Raw genomic sequence first — 18,246 nt, forward strand, 5'->3', positions numbered from 1 at the left:
CAGTAAGCTCCGGGGTGTCCGCGCCGCCCGCGAGGGTGTTTCGGTTGGGGCGTGTGGGGTGCTTCGGCGGCGGGCGCCACGCGCGCGGCTGTGGCCCCGGCGCTCATCTGACATCCGGCATCCGGCATCCGGCATCCGGCATCCGACATCTGACGAACGCTCGTCGAACGCGGGAGCGCCTGCGCCCCCGCGTTCGACGTTCACGCGTACGGGGTGTCCGGGGGTGCGGAGTTGTCGATCGGTTACGCCAACTGCCCGAACCAGTGCGCCACTTACACCCATGTGGGTGACCGGATGCGAGCAGGCGGTGACGTACGGTTCGCTTCATGATCGACCGTTCCGCCCCGCGCGGGGTGCTGCGCACCCGGTGGCGCCGCCTCCCGGCTCCGGAGCCGCGCGGTGTGGCCCGCGTCCCGGCCGCCCTGCCCGTACGGCCCAGGACCGGACGGCTCCTCGTCCTGGCCACCGTGTTCGTCTGCGCCGCCTGCGGGCTCGTGTACGAGCTGGAGCTGCTCGCCCTGGGCTCGTACCTCATCGGCGATTCCGTCACCCAGGCGTCGGTCGTGCTGTCCGTCATGGTCTTCGCCATGGGCGTCGGGTCCCTCCTCGCCAAGGCCCTGCGCAACCGCCCCGCCTTCGGCTTCGCCGCCATCGAGTCGGCCCTCGCCCTCCTCGGCGGGCTCTCCGCCATAGCGCTCTACGCCAGCTTCGCCTGGCTGGGGGAGTCGCGGCCCGCGCTCGTCGCCTTCTCCTTCGCCATCGGCGTGCTCATCGGCGCCGAGATCCCGCTCCTGATGGTGCTCATCCAGCGCATCCGCAGACAGGACGCGGGCGGTGCCGTCGCCGACCTGTTCGCCGCCGACTACGTCGGCGCCCTCGTCGGCGGCCTCGCCTTCCCGTTCCTGCTCCTGCCCGTCCTCGGCCAGCTCACCGGAGCCATGGTCACGGGCACCGTCAACGCCACCGTCGGCGGCGGGCTCGTCCTGTGGCTGTTCCGCCGCGACCTGAGCCGCCGCGACCGCTGGCTGCTCATCGCCGCCAACATCGCCGTCCTCGCCGTCCTCGCCAGCGCGACCGTCCTCGCCGACGACTTCGAACGCGTGGCCCGGCGCGCCGTCTACGGCGGCGAGGTCCGCGTCGCCGTTCAGACCGGGGTCCAGGAGCTCGTCCTGACCGGCCCCCCGACCGGCTCCCCGCGCTCGCTCGACCTCTTCCTCGACGGCCGTCTGAGGGTCAGCGGATACGACGAGTACCGCTACCACGAGGCCCTCGTGCACCCCGCGATGACCGGCCCGCACTCCCGGGTCCTGGTCCTCGGCGGCGGAGACGGGCTCGCCGCCCGCGAAGTCCTGCGCTACCGCGACGTCGACTCCGTCACCGTCGTCGAGCTCGACCCCGGAGTCGTGCGGCTCGCCCGCACCGACCCGATGCTCTCCGCGCTCAACGGCCGGGTGTACGAGGATCCGCGCCTCGGAGTCGTCACCCAGGACGCCTTCCGCTGGCTGCGCGGACCCGCCGCCCGCGACCGGTTCGACGTCATCGTCTCCGACCTGCCCGACCCCGGGATCACCCCCAGCACGAAGCTGTACTCGCAGGAGTTCTACGGGCTGGCCGCGCGGGCCCTGCGCCCCGGCGGGCGGCTCGCCGTGCACGCGGGACCGCTGGCCACGAGGCCCCGTACGTACTGGACCGTCGAAGCCACCTTGCGTGCGGCCGGCCTGAGCACCGCCCCGTACAGCGCGGGCGGCCGCCTCTCCGGCTTCGCCGCGGGACCCGATCGGGCGCTCGGCGCCGCTCCCGAGGCGCATCCGCAGGACTGGGGCTTCGTCCTGGCCGCCCGCGAGGGCGTTCCCGCGCTGCGCGTGGAGCGCGACGCGCCCGCCCTGCGCTCGCTGTCCACGCGGTCCCTCGGCGACGCCGCCCGGGACGCGGAGCGCAGCCGGGTCACCGGGCTCCCGCCGTCGACGCTCCCGCATCCGAGGTACTCGTAGGGCGCCGGGGGTCGGGAGCCCCCGGCTCCCTACCAGGCGCGGCCGTTCGGGAGTGCTCCGAGCTCCGGCGCCGATACGTGCAACACCTCGTACCGCTCGGTGGCGTCCTCGTCTCCGGCGGCCCCGGCGGCCTCCTCCCACAGGACGAAGCGGAGCAGCTGCCAGCTCCGGGGGTCGGCCGCGAGGGCCGCGGTGTGCACGCCCGGGCGCCGCGAGAGCCGTTCCAGCTCCTCGGTCTCCCGCTCGACCAGCGTCGTGAGGTCGGCGTCGGCCGGGATGCGGGTCAGGCGGCGCGAGGCGGCCCGGGGGGCCGTGGCGGCGCGGGCGGGTCCGGCGAAGGCGGCGAGGCCGGTCCAATGGTGGACGGCCGGGCGGCCGAAGTCGCGGACGATGCCCTGGAATCCGCCGCCGCCGAGGAGGAAGCGGCCCATCGCGCCGGGGTCGTTCCACAGGTAGAAGGGGGCGTACTGGTTGACCGGGGAGCCCTCGGCTCCGCGCTCGCGGACGAGGTAGGCCTTCAGGCCCAGCCCGGCGCGGTCGTCGAGCCCGTGCCCGAAGTCGGCGACGCGTCTGCGGATGACGCCCATGTCGTAGTCGGCGGGGAGGGTGATCTCGTACTGGCTCGCGTACACGGGGTCTGCTTCCTAGTCGGTGGGTGCCTGGCGGAACAGGCCGAGGAGCCCGAGGAGGCCGTCGACGGACTGGGCGAACACCTCGGCGTCGTCGGCGGCGCGGGCCAGGACGTACCCGCCCTGGAGTACGGCGACGATCGTCGAGGCCGTGGCGTCCGGATCCAGCGCGGGTCCGAACTCGCCGCCCCGGCGCCCCTCGGCCAGTACCCCGGCCAGCCGGGACCGCAGCCACGCGAAGGTCTCCTCGACCGGGGCGCGCAGGACGGGATCGGCCATGACGTCCGGGTCCTGGGTGAGCCGGCCGATCGGGCAGCCGCGCAACACGTCGCGCTCGCGCCGCAGATAGGCGGTGATCCGCTCGCCCGCCGTGCCGGGGGCGTCGAACTGCGCCCCGGCCCTCGCGCGCAGCTCCGCGGCCGTGCGCTCGATCGCGGCCAGCGCCAGGCCGGACTTCCCGGCGAAGTGGTGGTACATGCTGCCCTGGCCGACCCCGGCCCGCTGCTGGATGGCCTTGGGGCTGGTGCCGACGTAACCGCGCTCCCACAGCAGCTCGCGGGTGCTTTCGATGAGGTCCTCGGGCGCGTTCATGATCCCACTGTACATACCAGTAGGTACAATCGGTGGGTGCGGCGAACACGGTGTTTCCGGACCGCAGCACTCGATGACGGGGAGCGGACTCGTCGGTAGGCTCGACCGCATGGAGCATCAGGTGTTCGTTCCGGTCCCCGCCGCCGAAGTCCGCGCCGTGCTGCGCGATCCCGCCCGGGTGGCGCGCTGCGTGCCGGGGCTCCAGCAGGACGCCGACACCGACGCCGGGCCGCTGTCCGGCCGGCTGAAGGTGCGGGTCGGCGGCCACACCGTGACCTACCGGGGCGTTCTGTCCGTCACCGAGCGGGACCCCGGCCACTTCACCCTCGACGCGCAGGGCGCGGAGGTGCGGGGCAGCGGGAGCGTGAAGCTCTCCCTCGTGCTCCGCCTCACCGAGGCGGACGGCGGCACCCGGCTGGAGTTCACCGCCGAGTCCACCGCGGACGGCCGCGCCGCCGCCTTCGACCCGGAGGCCGCCGCGACCGCCGGGCACCGGCTGCTGGACCGGGCCGCGGCCCACCTCGCCGCGCTGGCGGTCCCCGATGTGATCACCGAACCGGTCACCGATGTGGTGGCGGAGTCCGAGGAGGAGCCCGAGGATCCGGACCTTCCCGAGATCACCGAGGTCACGGCGTCCGTGTTCGACACCGAGGTGCCGCCCCCGTCGCTGGATCCCTTCCTGGAGGGCACCTTCGAAGGCATCGCCGACCTCGGGGACCTCGGGGACCTCGGTGGTCCGCCGAGGCCGCCCGCCGAGGCCGCGCACGCCCGCCGGACGATGATCGGCCGCAGCGCGGAAGAGGTGGACCACGCGCCCCCGCGCGGCCGCTACGCCCCCGTCCCCGCCCCCACCTCGGCCACCGCGAACGCCGGCCTCCGCTGGATCGCCCCGGCCGCGGCCGTCGCCGTGGCCTCGGCGGTCCTGCTGGGCCGGGCCCTGCGCCGCAGACGATGAGGCACCGCCGCCGGTAGCCGAGGCCCTAAGGTCGGGGACATGAGTACGCAACTGCGCGCCGGCGGCGCCGAGGTGACCATCGACCAGGAGAACGGCTGCCGGATCAGCAGTCTGCGCATCGACGGGACGGAGCTGCTGCGGCAGGGGCCCCGGTACGGGTCCTTCCCGATGGTGCCCTGGTGCGGACGCACCAGGAACGGCCAGTTCCAGGACGGCGCGACCCTCCACCAGCTGCCGCTCAACCATCCGCCGCACGCCATCCACGGCTTCGGCCGCGACGCCGCCTGGCGCCCGGCCCGCACCACCGCCACCGAGGCCGCGTTCACGTACGCCCTGACCGACCCGTGGCCCTACTCGGGCCTCGTCACCCAGATCTTCGAGCTCGGCGAGAACGCGCTGACCCTGACCATGGGCGTGGAGACGTACGAGGACTCCTTCCCGGCGCAGGCCGGCTGGCACCCCTGGTTCCACCGCAACCTCGGCAACGGCGGGCCCGACGTGCGCATCGACTTCGAGGCGGGCTGGCAGGAGGAGCGCGGCGCCGACCACCTCCCCACCGGAAACCGCATCGACCCCAAGCCCGGCCCGTGGGACGACTGCTTCGGCATGCCGGACGGGGTCGACGTCACCCTCACGTGGCCCGGCGCGCTGGAGCTGAAGGTCACCAGCCGCTCCGAATGGGTGGTCGTTTACGACGAGGAGCCCGAGGCCGTCTGCGTGGAGCCGCAGTCCGGCCCGCCGAACGGACTGAACACCCTGCCGCGCCTGGTCACCCCGGTGGACCCGCTGGAGATCTCCACGACGTGGAGCTGGCGGCGGCTCTCGTAAGCTCATGTCCATGAGTGACGTACGCGATGCGCTTCTGCAGCAGATCAAGGACAAGGCCGTCGTGCACGGCAAGGTCATCCTCTCCTCCGGCCGCGAGGCCGACTACTACATCGACCTCCGCCGGGTCACCCTGGACGGCACGGCGGCCCCGCTGGTCGGCCAGGTCATGCTCGACCTCACCGCCGACCTGGAGTTCGACTGCGTCGGCGGCCTGACCCTGGGCGCCGACCCGGTCGCCACCTCGATGCTGCACGCCTCCGCCGCGCGCGGCGCGGTGCTGGACGCCTTCGTCGTCCGCAAGGCGCAGAAGGCGCACGGCATGCAGCGCCGCATCGAGGGCACCGACGTGAAGGGCAAGCGCTGCCTGGTCGTCGAGGACACCTCGACCACCGGCGGTTCCCCGCTGACCGCCGTCGAGGCGGTCCGCGAGGCCGGCGGCGAGGTCGTCGCCGTCGCGACGATCGTCGACCGCGGCGCGGCCGACGCGATCGCCGCGGCTGGTCTGCCGTACCTCACGGGCTACCAGCTGGGCGACCTCGGCCTGTCCTAGCCGACCGGCCGTCCCAGGGGCGCGTCCGAGGGGCACTCCCGAGGGGTGCGTCCGAGGGGCGAGACAACTGGGGACCAAGGTCCCCAGGAGCCCCTGAGTAGGCTCTGACCTGCGGTTTTCTATCTGTCGCCCGACCGGGTGGAGTGTTTCACGTGAAACACTCCACCCGGTCCGGGTGGAGTGTCTCGCGGAGTCTGGAAAGATGGGCCCGACGGCAACGTCGCCCCCAGGTCAGGGCCCGCAATAAGCACACCTCCCGCACATCCAAGGAGCGGACAGATGCCCATCGCAACCCCCGAGGTCTACAACGAGATGCTCGACCGGGCGAAGGCAGGCAAGTTTGCCTACCCGGCGATCAACGTGACCTCGACCCAGACCCTGCACGCTGCGCTGCGCGGCTTCGCGGAGGCCGAGAGCGACGGCATCATCCAGATCTCCACCGGTGGTGCGGAGTTCCTGGGTGGCCAGTACAACAAGGACATGGTCACCGGCGCCGCCGCCCTGGCCGAGTTCGCACACATCGTCGCCGCGAAGTACGACATCACCGTCGCGCTGCACACGGACCACTGCCCCAAGGACAAGCTGGACGGCTACGTTCGCCCGCTGCTCGACATCTCCGCCGAGCGCGTGGCCCGCGGCCTGAACCCGCTGTTCCAGTCGCACATGTGGGACGGCTCCGCCGAGACCCTCGCCGACAACCTGGCCATCGGCCAGGAGCTGCTCGCGAAGGCCGCCGCCGCGAAGATCATCCTTGAGGTCGAGATCACCCCGACCGGTGGCGAGGAAGACGGCGTCAGCCACGAGATCAACGACGAGCTGTACACGACCGTCGAGGACGCGCTGCGCACCGCCGAGGCCCTCGGCCTGGGCGAGAAGGGCCGCTACCTGCTGGCCGCCTCCTTCGGCAACGTCCACGGCGTCTACAAGCCGGGCAACGTCGTCCTGCGCCCCGAGCTCCTCAAGGACCTCCAGGCCGGCGTCGGCGAGAAGTACGGCAAGTCCTCGCCGTTCGACTTCGTCTTCCACGGCGGCTCGGGTTCCACGGCCGAGGAGATCGCCACCGCGCTGGAGAACGGCGTCGTGAAGATGAACCTCGACACCGACACCCAGTACGCCTTCACCCGCCCGGTCGTGGACCACATGTTCCGCAACTACGACGCGGTCCTGAAGGTCGACGGCGAGGTCGGCACCAAATCCAAGTACGACCCCCGCACCTGGGGCAAGGCCGCCGAGGCGGGCATGGCCGCGCGCGTCACCGAGGCGTGCGCGAACCTGCGCTCCACGGGCACCAAGCTCAAGTAGTCGTACTCAGGTAGCACGAAGGGTCCGTCTCCACCGTCTCCGGACGGCGGGGGCGGGCCCTTTCGACGTCCCGTCATCCCCCAGACTGTGGGCATGTCCATTCACCAGAACCTCCTCGGGGGCCCCGCCCCCACCCACCTCCCCGACGAGCCGGGCCGCGAGGCCATCGCCGCAGGCACCCCCGCCGTGGAGGTGGCCGCCGCGCACCCGACCTCCTCCCTCGCCTGGGCGGTCCTCGCCGACGAGGCCTTCGCCGCCGGCCGCACGGTCGAGTCGTACGCGTACGCCCGTACGGGCTACCACCGCGGCCTCGACGCGCTGCGCCGCGCCGGATGGAAGGGCCACGGCCCGGTGCCGTGGGAGCACGAGCCGAACCGCGGCTTCCTGCGCGCCCTGAACGCCCTGGCCCGCGCGGCCGGTGCGATCGACGAGAAGGAGGAGTTCGAGCGCTGCTCGACCTTCCTGCGCGACTCCTCGGAGACCGCGGCGGACGTCCTCGGGGCCTGAGTCCCCGTAGCTCCGGGCGGGTCCCTCCAAGGGGCCCGCCCGGTCGCGGAATGTGACGTACCCCACTGACTATTGAAGCCCGGCCGGAAGTCGGTCTTATGATGCGGACAGGGGACCGGAGCTCCACTCACCTCACCGGAAGGAGCGGACCGCTACCCGGAAGCACGTATCGAGGAGACAGCGATGTCGCACGCCCTTGATGCCTCCGGAGACGGCGGTTCGGACACCCCGAACCTCGACTTCGCCGGCACGACCCCCTACGAGGACTACGTCCAGGCGGACGTCCTCACCCACCTCCAGCACCTGCGCTCGGAAGACCCGGGCGAGATGGTCTTCCTGGTCACGACCCAGGTCATGGAGTTGTGGTTCACGGTCATCGTCCACGAGTGGGAGACGGCCGCGAAGGCGCTCCGCGAGGACCGGATCCCCGTTGCGATGGACGCGCTGAAACGTTCACTCCGCGAGCTGGAGGCCCTCAACTCCTCCTGGCGTCCGCTCGCCCAGCTCACCCCGGGCCAGTTCAACGCGTACCGCGCCGCCCTCGGCGAGGGTTCCGGTTTCCAGTCGGCGATGTACCGCCGGATGGAGTTCCTGCTCGGCGAGAAGTCCGCCTCCATGCTGGTCCCGCACCGCGGCGCGCCGCGCGTCCACGGGGAGCTGGAGAAGGCCCTGCACGAGCCCAGCCTCTACGACGAGGTCCTGCGCCTCCTCGCCCGCCGCGGACTCCCGGTCCCGCCGGCCGTCCTGGACCGCGACCTGGCCCAGCGCTACGAGCCTTCGCCGGAGGTCGAGTCCGTCTGGACCGCCCTCTACGCGGACCCCGACGCCCACCCGGACCTCCACCGCCTCGGCGAGGTCCTCACGGACGTCGCGGAGCTGGTCTGGCGCTGGCGCAACGACCACCTGGTGGCCACCCGGCGCGCGATGGGCGCGAAGACGGGCACGGGCGGTTCGGCGGGCGTGACCTGGCTGGAGAAGCGGGCGACGAAGAACGTCTTCCCGGAGCTGTGGACGGCGCGCAGCCATGTCTGAGCCGACCATGTCTGAGCCGACCATGCCCGAGCCGACCGCGCCCGAGCCGACCGCGCCCGAGCCGACCGCGCCCGACCTGGCGCAGCGCGCGGCGGAGCTCGATGCCGCCGACGAGCTCGGCAAGCTCCGCGAACGCTTCACCCTCCCCGAGGGCCTCGTCTACCTGGACGGCAACAGCCTCGGCGCCCTCCCGGCCGGGGTCGCCGACCGCCTCGCCGAGGTGGTCACCGAGCAGTGGGGCACCCGCCTCATCCGCTCCTGGACCGAGGGCGAAGCCAACTGGTGGAACGCCCCCGAGCGCCTCGGCGACCGCATCGCCCCCCTGATCGGCGCGGCCGCCGGCCAGGTCGTCGTCGGCGACTCCACCAGCGTCAACCTCTTCAAGGCCCTGGTCGGCGCCGCCCGCCTGGCCGGGCCCGGCCGGACCGAGCTGCTCGTGGACGCCGCCACCTTCCCCACGGACGGCTACATCGCCGAGTCGGCGGCCCGGATGACGGGCCTGCGGATCGTCCCGGTGGACCCGTCCGAGGCGGCGGAGGCGATGTCCGCGGACACCGCGGTGGTCCTCCTCAACCACGCCGACTACCGCACCGGCCGCCTCCACGACCTGCCCGCCCTCACCGCGGCGGCGCACGCCGCGGGCGCGCTGATCGTCTGGGACCTGTGCCACACGGCCGGCGCCCTGCCCGTGGGCCTCGACGCGCACGGCGTGGACCTCGCGGTGGGCTGCACGTACAAGTACCTCAACGGCGGCCCCGGCGCCCCCGCGTACCTGTACATCGCCGCCCGCCACCAGCCCTCCTTCGACTCCCCGCTGCCGGGCTGGAACGGCCACGCGGACCCGTTCGCGATGACCCCGTCCTACGAGGCCGCCGAGGGCGTGCGCAGGGGCCGCGTCGGCACCCCGGACATCCTGTCCATGCTCGCCCTGGAGGCCTCGCTGGACGCCTGGGACGGGGTGTCCGTCGAAGCGGTCAGGGCGAAGTCCCTCGCCCTGACGGACTTCTTCCTCGACTGCGTGGCGGCGTACGTCCCGGCGGGCAAGGTCGAGCTGGTCACGCCCACCGGGCACGGACAGCGCGCCAGCCAGGTGTCCCTCCGTACGGAGAACGCCGCCGGGATCATGCGCGAGCTCATCTCCCGGGGCGTGATCGGGGACTTCCGCGCCCCCGACGTCCTGCGCTTCGGATTCACCCCGCTGTACGTCGGTTTCGCCGATGCGGAGCGCGCCGCCCGCACGCTGGGTCACATTTTCGGGTGAACCGGTAGCGAAACGTCACATCACCACGCGGGCGGGGCTACGGCCCCGCCCGCGGCCATATCTCCTCGGCCCGCCACGGAGGGGCCCGTTCCGGCCTGATACGGTCCCGCTCTGCCGGAACACCGGAACACCAGTCCCCCTTGTCCCACGCGTTACCGGAGGTTGAGCCGATGACGGACCCCGCAGTCGAACGGGACGCCGCCGAGGCCGCCTCGGCCTTCTCCCATCCGCCCGTCGCCCCCGACGCGACGGCTGCCTACGGTGAACACCCCGACCAGGTGGTCGACTTCTACGCCCCGCGCGCAGAACACGCGACCGGCCTGCCGCGCTCCGTCCCGCTGGTGGTCGTGCTGCACGGCGGAGCGTGGCGCGCCCCCTACGACCGGCAACACATCACCCCTTTCGTGGACTTCCTGGCCCGCCGGGGTTTCGCCGTCGCCAACGTCGAGTACCGGCGCGGCCGGTCCCGGGCATCGCAGCTCCTGCCCCACCAGGGCTCTGACGGGCCGGTGGCCGGCCGCTGGCCCGAGACCTTCGACGACGTGGCCGCCGCGCTCGACGCCCTGCCGGACCTGGCCGCCGCCTGCCTGCCGGAGGCGGACCCGCGCCGCACGGTGCTGACCGGCCACTCGGCCGGCGGCCACCTCGCGCTGTGGGCCGCGGCCCGGCACGTGCTCCCGTACGACGCCCCGGGCGGCTGGAGGCTGCCCTCCCCGCCGCTGCTGCGCGGTGTGGTGGCACTGGCCCCGATCGCGGACTTCACGGTGGCGGAGGAGCTGGGCGTGTGCGGGGGAGCTTCGGCGCAGCTGCTGGGAGGCGACGGGGTGTTCGGCGAACGCCGCCCGTACGCGGACCCGGCGACGCTGCTCCCGACGGGCATCGCGACGGCGGTGGTCCAGGGGCGCAGCGACATCGTGGTCCCGGAGGCGGTGTCCGAGGCGTATGTGGCGGCGGCCGCGCACGCGGGGGAGATGGTGGGACTGACCCTGCTCGACGGGGTCGGTCACTTCCCGCTGATCGACCCGGCGGCGGACGCGTGCGCGGTGGTCGCTGAGGAGATCTCGCAGCTGGCCTGGTAGAGCCGGCGGGCCGGCACGGTGACATGGGGAGACCGTGGGGGTTGAACACCCCCACGGTCTCGTCGGCTACGGCAGCGAGATGAAGGTCTCGGCCGTTGCCGGAAGGGTGCTGCCGGTGCAGACGTTGCCCGTTGCCGGGACCGTCGTGCCGTCGAGCATCTTGGTCAGGTCCACCGCGACCATCTGGGTCGCTCCGTCATTGACCATGAGGGCGATGGCGTGGCCGCCATTCGGCGACTGGTACGCGATCAGGGTGTGCGGATCCAGGCCCATGGTGAAGCCCCCGCCCGTCTCACAGGTCACCCAGTTGCTGATGGCCGGGGTGGCCCCCGCACCGGATGTCGTCGGCAGCGCGATCGCCGTCAGGGCGTCCCCGCCGAACTCTCCGGTGATGACACCCGTGTGGGTCCCCTGCGCCACCGACGCCGCGGACGCTCCCGCACTCAGGAACGAGCCGGCCAGCGTCTGGACCTGCTCGGGCGCCGTCCACGATCCAGGCGAGCCGGGGGTGAAGACGGCGGTGCTGATGTCCGCGATCTCGATCTGCGAGGGGCTGCTGAACTCGGCGGGCGCCAGGATGATCCCGGTGGAGCAGTCCTCCGCGGCGGAATCGAGTTCACCGCCCACCGACACCGGGTGCTCGAAGAACTGCGGCGAGGTGCTGTTCGCCACGTTCACGATCTCGTAGTTGTTGTCCTCCGCGGGGGACAGGACGATGTTGCGGATGGGATCGACGAGGGGATCCTCGGAGATCTGTCCGCCCGGGTCCCGCGTGGCGAACGGGGTCTCGAACGTGTTCGTCGCGAGGTTGAGGAACTGGAATCCGGCCTGGCCCCCTCCGAGGCTCAGCCCGATCAGGGCCTTGTTGTGCACGGCGTCGATCGAGACGCCGGTGCTCGTCGCGGAGCCTCCGGAGAAGCTGATCATGTCCACGCCCGAATCCGTCAGGGGGTTGGGCGAGACGCTGGGGTCGAGGCCGGTGCCCTTGAGGATGTAGACGTGGTTGTTGTTCGCCGTGGCCACGGACTGTCCGGTCACGGAGTTCGTGGCGATGGAGTTGATGACGTCGTCACCCGTGGGGATCTGCGTGTTGGTGATGCTGGTGCCCTCGACGTTCACCACGTCGATGCCGGTGGCCGTGCTGCTCCACGCCCCCTTGGGGACGTACGCGGTGACGTTGGTCCCGTTCACGTAGGCGGAGAGCGACCCCGACGCCTGACACGATCCCGGAGGGACGACGGGGGTCGCCGGCTGCCCGCAGACCAGGTAGTGGCTGATCGTCGCCGGCTTTCCGCTCGAAGCCAGCGGCGCGTGAAGACCCGTGTCCGAGGGGTAGTTCGGATGACCCGGCGTACCCGTGTAGTCATAGGTGTCGTAGGCCGGAGTGCCCTTGACGTAGACCTTGAAGCTGGGCGAGTTGGTCGTGAAGCTCAGGTACTTGCCCGTCGCGTCGACCATCGCGTTGAAGGTGGTGGGGCCGTTCGAGTAGTTCCTGCTCTGGTTGCCCGGATCCAGGTCCGACGTGTTGATGAACGTCGTCGTGCCCGCCGGACACTTCGTGATGTTCCCCCGTGTGTACGACGGTTGGACGTGGTGCGTGGTCGTCGGCGGTCCGGCGGGAGTCGCCTGTGCCGTTGCGGCAGGGGGGATTGCGACGGAGCAGAGCGCCGTCACGACGCCGAGAGTGCCAAGTGCCCTGAACAGCTGCGCTCGGCCAGTTGTTCTCTTCAACCTAGTCCCTCTTGTGTGGTGGGTCTCCGTGTCGCTGAGACCCTCTGTGTCCCGACCAACCCAGACCCCGTGCCGGCAGCGAACCGGGCGCAGGCCTATACCTGCCTCGTGGCCGCGGTGCCTTGATCTTTGGGAAACCCTGACGCTTTGTCATCGCCCGAACGTGTGCAATGGGGACTTTCCGGCCGGTGGCGCGGGTTGTGGCGTCGTCGGCGTTGGTAGGGAGAGGGCATGCCGTTTCTTCGCGCGAGTGGCCCGAATCTCTACTACGAGGTCGTCGGGGAGGGCGAACCGCTCGTCCTCGTCCACGGATCGTGGAACGACCACACCTCCTGGAAGCTCGCGATCGAGGCGGACGTCCGTGCCTCGTTCCGGGTGCTGAGCTACGACCGCCGCGGACACGGACAGAGCGAGGCGGGCCCGGCGCCCGGGACCCGGAGGCAGGACGAGGACGATCTGGCGGCCCTGATCGAGCAGCTCGGCCCGGCTCCCGCGCACGTGGCCGGCAACTCCTTCGGAGGGTCCACCGCGCTGGGGTTGGCGGCTCGTAGGCCGGAGCTCTTCCGCACCCTCACGGTCCACGAGCCGCCGCTCGCCGCGATCGTGGCCGGCGACCCGGCCGCGATGGAGGAGGTGGGGGCGGCGAGGGCCTCGATCGAGGCCGTGCTCGACCTCGTCCGGAAGGGCGAGAACGAGCAGGGCGCGCGGCTGTTCGTGGAGGAGGTCGCCATGGGGCCCGGCATGTGGGAGCCGGTGCCCCGGAAGGTGCGCGAGACGTTCGCGCACAACGCCCCGACCTTCCTGGACGAACAGTCCGACCCGGACTGGGCTTCACTGGATCTGGACGGGCTTTCCCGGTGCGACGTACCGGTACTGCTGAGCGGCGGCTCGGAGAGCCCGGCCTGGCTGGGGACGGTCCTCGACCACCTGGCGCAGGCCCTTCCCCGGGCCCGTCGTCAGACGCTCGAAGGTGCGGGCCACATCCCGCACCTCACCCACCCCCAGGAGTACGTCGCCGCCCTCACCCGCTTCATCCGGCAGGCCTGACACCGCGGGGCGGGCGGGGTCACCCGTTCGGCATGCGCGCATACGTTTCTTCCTGCGCCGAACGGGGGGCCGGGCGGATCACCCCGCGGGATGCGGGAAGGCCAGGGCTGTCCCGTACCCGCGTAGGAAGCGAAGGCCGACATGAAACCCATCCGCCCCCGCACCCTGGTTGCCCTCGCCAGTGCGCTTCTTGCCGCGGCCCTTCCGGTCTCGGGCCCGTACGCCTGGGCGGGCGGCGGGCCGACGTCGATGATCCGCACCGTCACCCAGGAGCCGGGTCACCCCCTCCTCCTGTACCCCGGCAAGGAAGGGACGGCCGCCGCGGTCTGCCCGCAAGGGACCAAACCCACAGGGGGAGGCGCGAAGGTCGGAAACGACTCCCTGGCCGCGGTCTTCTTCAAAGAATCGGCCCCGAACCTGGTGCGGAACAGCTGGCAGGTGCGGGTCTACAACAGCACCAACGAGGTGCAGACGGTGCATCCCCGGGCGGTCTGCTCGACGGACAGCACCATTACCTACGATGTCGGTCGGGACAGTTCCATTCAGCCCGGGGACTTCAACAGCGCATCCGCCGGCTGCGACTACCCCCGGTACGCGGTGGGCGGCGGAGTCCAGGCCGGCCCCCGCTCGTTCGTCGTGTGGTCGGGCTCCGCCAACATCAGGGCGTGGACGGTGGCGGCGAAGTACACGGACTACTCCCCGGAAGCCCCTGATTCGTACGTCCGGGCGCTCGCCGTCTGCTCCGACTCGGAGCCCAGCTTCAAGACCGTCAAGGTCATTCTGGCGGCCGGAGAGGTGGGCACGGCCCACGCGGAGTGCCCCGCCGGGCAGGTGCCGGTGGGCGGGGGCGGACTCGGCGGCCTCGATGTCCTCCTCACCACCACGATCCCGACGGATACGGGCTGGACGGCTCGGGCCAAGAACAGGAGCTCCGACCAGCGCGCCCTCTTCGCCGACGTGTTGTGCACCACTCCCTGACCGGCGGGCCGTTCCCGTGCGCTGACGCCGCCCCTCAGTCCCACTGCTCGTCGGCGAGGGAGGTGACGGGGGCCGGCTTGCCGATGACAGCCAGGGCGATGAAGAAGTTGATCTGGCCGATCGCGATGGTGAGGGTGGCGAGGGCCTTGTCGTCGTAGTGCTTCGCGACCTCGGCGTACAGCTCGTCGGAGACCCGCTCCTTGCCGTGCGGGGCGGGCTGGAGCGTCGCCTCCGCCAGCGCGAGCGCGGCCCGCTCTGCGTCGTTGAAGCAGGTGGCGTCCATCCAGGAGGAGACGGCGGTGATGCGCTCCTCGGACTCCCCGGCCTTGCGGAGGAAGCTGGTGTTCAGGGTGGTCAGGTAGGTGTTGCCGACGATCTGGCCGGCCCGCAGGTGGACGAGGCTCATCGTGGCGCGCGGCACCGAGCGGTTGCCGGTGGCCCGGAAGAGGGCGGCGCTGATGTCGGCCAGCTCGGGAACGAACTCGCCCGGGTTGGGCATCCGCGAGATGTTGGTGCGGGCGTCGGTGTTCGTCATGTCGCTCTCCTTCGGGTCCGGCTCGTCCGCCTCGTTGGCGTCTCACAGCAATGACGATCGGGAGCTCGAACATGTGACACGAACGGGGGAATCTTTTTCGCAGCGTTCTCCCCGAGGTGCATACCGCAGTACGCTCGATGTATGTCAGGGACTACACGCATCACCGTGACGCTCCCCACCGAGCAGGTGGAGGAGCTGCGCAAGCTGACGGACAACATCTCGGGGTACGTGGCCGAGGCCGTCGCCAGCCAGATCCGCAACGAGCTCCTTGGTCGGTACCTCGACGACCACGAGGCGGAGTACGGGGCCTTCACCGAGGCCGAGATGGCTGAGGCCGAGGCGAGACTCTTCGGCCCTGAACAGAGCGAGGAGCCGGCGGTCGCCGCGTGATGCGATACGTGACCGCGGTCTTGGACTCCGAAGGTCTGTCCGCGCTGATCGAGCAAGACCGCAAGGTGCTCCCGTTGATCCGTCGGCTGCAATCGGCAGGCACCGATCTGGTCGTCTGCGCGAACACCATCGTGGAGGTCAGCCACGCGCGGGTGAACCCCTCCAAGCTGAACTGGGCGCTGTCCGCCGTCAAGATCGAGCCGGTGACCGCTGAGGCGGCCAAGGGGGCCGCGCGACTGCTCAAGGACACGGGGCTGCACGGGCACAAGTACGCCATCGACGCGACCGTCGCCGAGATGGCGCTGCGCCAGCCGGGGCCCGTGGTCATGCTGACGTCCGACGTCGACGACATGCGGGTGCTGTGCGGTGACCGGGTCAGGCTCGTCGCGCTCTGAGGTACGTACGCCGAAGGGGCGGCCGGCGCTGGTGCGCCTGCCGCCCCTTCGGGTCGTACGGGTACCGCCTAGAGGAACGAGTTGATCTCGATCGTCTCGGTGCGGCCGGGGCCGACGCCGATCGCGGAGATCGGGGCGCCCGACATCTCCTCAAGCGCCTTGACGTACGCCTGGGCGTTCTTCGGGAGGTCCGCGAAGGTCTTGGCCTTGGTGATGTCCTCGGACCAGCCGGGGAGGGTTTCGTAGATCGGCTTCGCGTGGTGGAAGTCCGTCTGCGAGTACGGGAGCTCCTCGACGCGCTTGCCGTCGATCTCGTACGCGACGCAGACCGGGATCTCTTCCCAGCCGGTCAGCACGTCCAGCTTGGTCAGGAAGAAGTCCGTCAGACCGTTCACGCGGGTCGCGTAGCGGGCGATCGGCGCGTCGAACCAGCCGCAGCGGCGGTCGCGGCCGGTGGTCACGCCGCGCTCGCCGCCGATGCGGCGCAGGGCCTCGCCGTCGGCGTCGAACAGCTCGGTCGGGAACGGGCCGGCGCCGACGCGGGTCGTGTACGCCTTCAGGATGCCGATGACGCGGCTGATCTTCGTCGGACCGACGCCCGCACCGGTGCAGGCGCCGCCCGCGGTCGGGTTGGAGGAGGTGACGAAGGGGTACGTGCCGTGGTCGACGTCGAGCAGGGTGCCCTGGCCGCCCTCGAAGAGCACGACCTTGTCCTCGTCGAGCGCGTTGTTGATGATGAGGGTGGTGTCGGCGACGTACGGCTTGATCTGCTCCGCGTAGCCGAGCAGCTCTTCGACGATCTGCGCCGACTCGATCGCGCGCCGGTTGTACAGCTTCGTGAGGAGCTGGTTCTTGCCCTCCAGCGCCGCTTCGACCTTCTGGGTGAGGATCGACTCGTCGTAGAGGTCCTGGATCCGGATGCCGACGCGGTTGATCTTGTCCGCGTAGGTCGGGCCGATGCCGCGGCCGGTCGTACCGATCTTGCGCTTGCCGAGGAAGCGCTCGCCGACCTTGTCGAGGGTGACGTTGTACGGCGTGATCACGTGCGCGTTGCCGCTGACCAGCAGCTTGGAAGTGTCGATGCCGCGCTCGTTGAGGCCGCGCAGCTCGGAGAGCAGGACGGCCGGGTCGATGACGACACCGTTGCCGATGACCGGGGTGCATCCGGGGGAGAGGATGCCGGAAGGGAGAAGGTGCAGTGCGTACTTCTGGTCGCCTACGACGACCGTGTGGCCGGCGTTGTTGCCACCCTGGTAACGCACTACATAGTCAACGGATCCACCGAGCAGGTCGGTGGCCTTTCCCTTGCCCTCGTCACCCCACTGAGCTCCGAGCAGCACAAGAGCGGGCACAGGCGTACACCTCTTCCGGATGGGGCATGTCCAAGGTCAGGGGGCGTACGACGATGTACACCGCAGGCTGAGCCGTCGGACCGGTACCCCGGAATAGACGAAGGCCCTGGCGCAATAGCGCAAGGGCCTCTTGCACAAAGATGCTACCCGAGGAAGGACCGAGGTGTCGGCTCCAGAGCCCACCATGAGCCATGCGGGCGCGCCGGTAGGCGGCCTGCTCGTGCTCGTCGACCCGGTCGCCCGCCGTCTTGACGGCGAGTCCGTGCGGATCGCGAAAGATGTTCTGTCAGCGGGAGCCGCGGCGAAAATCTGCCTCCCGGACTCGCCGGAGGAGTTTGCGCGGGCTCTTGCCCGCCGGGGTCATCGCCGGCCGGTGATCGTGGGCGACGACCGCGCGCTCGTACGGGCGGTCGGGCTGCTGTACCGGGAGCGGGCGCTCTCGCAAGGGGCGATTTCGCTGATTCCCGTGGGCCAGCCGGGGTCCCTGGGACTGGCGAGGCAGCTGGGCGTGCCGCTGTCGGCGGTGTCCGCCGCGCGGGCGGTCCTGGACGGGACCGTCGGCATGCGCGACCTGCTGGTCGACGACAGCGACGGGGTGGTGCTGGGCGGGATCGGCATCCCGCCGGTACGGGCCGTGCCGCGGCCGGCCGGGCCGTCGGTGTGGAGCGCGTACCGCTCGCTGGTCCGTACGCTCGTCCGCCCGCCGGTATCGGCCTCCGGCGGGTCCGGGGGGCACCGGCTGCGGGTCGAGGCCGACGGAGTGGTCCTCGCGGATGTGGACCGGCTCGTGGAGGACGTCACCGTGACGGCCCGGGAGGGCGACGGGCTGGCGGACGTACTGGTCCGGCTGGGCGGGTCGGACGGGGGAGCCGGTGGCGGATCGGGCGGATCGGGTGGGGGAGCGGGTGGCGGAGACGGGAGTGCCGGTGGCGCCGCGGACCGCGTGGTGCGGGCGCGGGCGGCCACGGTGACCGTGTCCGGCCCGGACTTCCGCTATCGCGCCGACGCCGCCGTCACGGGCCCGGTCCGGCGCCGCACGTGGACCCTGCACCCGGCGGCCTGGGGGCTGACCCTGCCGCCGCAGCGGTGAGGG

General features: G+C 71.4%; 19 protein-coding genes. 14 read left to right on the top strand and 5 right to left on the bottom strand.

Features of this window, described 5'->3' with window-relative positions; translation table 11 throughout:
- The first annotated feature begins 326 nt into the window (after positions 1-326).
- Entirely contained in the window at positions 327-1,991 is a 1,665-nt protein-coding gene (locus ACFXDJ_RS10485) for a polyamine aminopropyltransferase (RefSeq protein WP_384848829.1), read from the top strand.
- Positions 1,992-2,020: 29 nt separating this feature from the next.
- On the opposite strand, the gene ACFXDJ_RS10490 is transcribed toward ACFXDJ_RS10485, so the two are convergent.
- Together ACFXDJ_RS10490 and ACFXDJ_RS10495 are read right to left on the bottom strand one after the other, a co-directional pair.
- Positions 2,021-2,623: a DUF4865 family protein gene (locus tag ACFXDJ_RS10490; protein WP_384848832.1), complete on the bottom strand. Its 603-nt coding sequence runs from the start codon at positions 2,621-2,623 to the stop codon at positions 2,021-2,023.
- Between the two features lie 12 nt (positions 2,624-2,635).
- Positions 2,636-3,211 carry a TetR/AcrR family transcriptional regulator gene (locus tag ACFXDJ_RS10495; RefSeq protein ID WP_384848835.1) on the bottom strand — a complete coding sequence of 192 codons (576 nt, stop codon included), beginning with the start codon at positions 3,209-3,211 and terminating at the stop codon, positions 2,636-2,638.
- 109 nt (positions 3,212-3,320) lie between these two features.
- Here ACFXDJ_RS10495 and ACFXDJ_RS10500 point away from each other — a divergent pair, with 109 nt between their 5' ends.
- The 8 genes from ACFXDJ_RS10500 to ACFXDJ_RS10535 all read left to right on the top strand — a co-directional run bounded on the left by ACFXDJ_RS10500 (position 3,321) and on the right by ACFXDJ_RS10535 (position 10,725).
- On the top strand, positions 3,321-4,166 hold the full coding sequence (locus ACFXDJ_RS10500; RefSeq protein WP_384848838.1) for an SRPBCC family protein: 846 nt from the start codon (positions 3,321-3,323) through the stop codon (positions 4,164-4,166).
- Between the two features lie 39 nt (positions 4,167-4,205).
- On the top strand, positions 4,206-4,994 hold the full coding sequence (locus ACFXDJ_RS10505) for an aldose 1-epimerase (RefSeq protein ID WP_384652731.1): 789 nt from the start codon (positions 4,206-4,208) through the stop codon (positions 4,992-4,994).
- Between the two features lie 10 nt (positions 4,995-5,004).
- The gene (pyrE, locus tag ACFXDJ_RS10510; RefSeq protein ID WP_330297682.1) at positions 5,005-5,544 is read left to right on the top strand and encodes an orotate phosphoribosyltransferase; all 540 of its coding nucleotides are present in this window, start codon (positions 5,005-5,007) and stop codon (positions 5,542-5,544) included.
- 279 nt (positions 5,545-5,823) lie between these two features.
- On the top strand, positions 5,824-6,846 hold the full coding sequence (gene fbaA, locus ACFXDJ_RS10515; RefSeq protein WP_356515555.1) for a class II fructose-bisphosphate aldolase: 1,023 nt from the start codon (positions 5,824-5,826) through the stop codon (positions 6,844-6,846).
- Between the two features lie 93 nt (positions 6,847-6,939).
- On the top strand, positions 6,940-7,353 hold the full coding sequence (locus tag ACFXDJ_RS10520; protein WP_384652734.1) for a DUF3151 domain-containing protein: 414 nt from the start codon (positions 6,940-6,942) through the stop codon (positions 7,351-7,353).
- Between the two features lie 183 nt (positions 7,354-7,536).
- Positions 7,537-8,385, top strand: coding sequence for a tryptophan 2,3-dioxygenase family protein (locus ACFXDJ_RS10525; protein ID WP_384652736.1), 849 nt, complete (start codon positions 7,537-7,539; stop codon positions 8,383-8,385).
- 22 nt (positions 8,386-8,407) lie between these two features.
- Positions 8,408-9,646, top strand: coding sequence for a kynureninase (gene kynU / locus ACFXDJ_RS10530; protein WP_384652775.1), 1,239 nt, complete (start codon positions 8,408-8,410; stop codon positions 9,644-9,646).
- Between the two features lie 170 nt (positions 9,647-9,816).
- The gene (locus ACFXDJ_RS10535) at positions 9,817-10,725 is read left to right on the top strand and encodes an alpha/beta hydrolase (RefSeq protein ID WP_384652738.1); all 909 of its coding nucleotides are present in this window, start codon (positions 9,817-9,819) and stop codon (positions 10,723-10,725) included.
- A 66-nt stretch (positions 10,726-10,791) separates the two neighbouring features.
- Here the strand turns inward: ACFXDJ_RS10535 and ACFXDJ_RS10540 are convergent, their stop codons facing one another.
- Complete coding sequence (locus tag ACFXDJ_RS10540) at positions 10,792-12,183, bottom strand: hypothetical protein (RefSeq protein ID WP_384848841.1); 1,392 nt, start codon at positions 12,181-12,183, stop codon at positions 10,792-10,794.
- A gap of 504 nt (positions 12,184-12,687) precedes the next feature.
- On the opposite strand from ACFXDJ_RS10540, the gene ACFXDJ_RS10545 reads away from it, so the two are divergent.
- Both ACFXDJ_RS10545 and ACFXDJ_RS10550 read left to right on the top strand, forming a co-directional pair.
- A complete protein-coding gene (locus ACFXDJ_RS10545) occupies positions 12,688-13,503 on the top strand; it encodes an alpha/beta fold hydrolase (protein WP_384652742.1) in 816 nt (271 codons plus the stop codon).
- 141 nt (positions 13,504-13,644) lie between these two features.
- Positions 13,645-14,481 carry a hypothetical protein gene (locus ACFXDJ_RS10550; protein ID WP_384652744.1) on the top strand — a complete coding sequence of 279 codons (837 nt, stop codon included), beginning with the start codon at positions 13,645-13,647 and terminating at the stop codon, positions 14,479-14,481.
- Between the two features lie 34 nt (positions 14,482-14,515).
- Here the strand turns inward: ACFXDJ_RS10550 and ACFXDJ_RS10555 are convergent, their stop codons facing one another.
- Positions 14,516-15,016, bottom strand: coding sequence for a carboxymuconolactone decarboxylase family protein (locus tag ACFXDJ_RS10555; RefSeq protein WP_384652746.1), 501 nt, complete (start codon positions 15,014-15,016; stop codon positions 14,516-14,518).
- A 141-nt stretch (positions 15,017-15,157) separates the two neighbouring features.
- Here ACFXDJ_RS10555 and ACFXDJ_RS10560 point away from each other — a divergent pair, with 141 nt between their 5' ends.
- On the top strand, positions 15,158-15,406 hold the full coding sequence (locus ACFXDJ_RS10560) for a hypothetical protein (protein ID WP_384652748.1): 249 nt from the start codon (positions 15,158-15,160) through the stop codon (positions 15,404-15,406).
- Positions 15,406-15,801 carry a DNA-binding protein gene (locus ACFXDJ_RS10565; protein WP_384652778.1) on the top strand — a complete coding sequence of 132 codons (396 nt, stop codon included), beginning with the start codon at positions 15,406-15,408 and terminating at the stop codon, positions 15,799-15,801. The genes ACFXDJ_RS10560 and ACFXDJ_RS10565 overlap by 1 nt, the downstream gene beginning before the upstream one ends.
- A 68-nt stretch (positions 15,802-15,869) precedes the next feature.
- Here ACFXDJ_RS10565 and ACFXDJ_RS10570 read toward each other — a convergent pair whose 3' ends face one another.
- Positions 15,870-17,153, bottom strand: a complete 1,284-nt coding sequence (locus ACFXDJ_RS10570; RefSeq protein ID WP_384652750.1) for an adenylosuccinate synthase — start codon at positions 17,151-17,153, stop codon at positions 15,870-15,872.
- A 184-nt stretch (positions 17,154-17,337) separates the two neighbouring features.
- Here ACFXDJ_RS10570 and ACFXDJ_RS10575 point away from each other — a divergent pair, with 184 nt between their 5' ends.
- Positions 17,338-18,243: a diacylglycerol kinase gene (locus tag ACFXDJ_RS10575; RefSeq protein ID WP_384652780.1), complete on the top strand. Its 906-nt coding sequence runs from the start codon at positions 17,338-17,340 to the stop codon at positions 18,241-18,243.
- Positions 18,244-18,246: the final 3 nt, after the last annotated feature.

This window comes from Streptomyces sp. NPDC059443, from assembly GCF_042750105.1.
GTDB lineage: Bacteria > Actinomycetota > Actinomycetes > Streptomycetales > Streptomycetaceae > Streptomyces.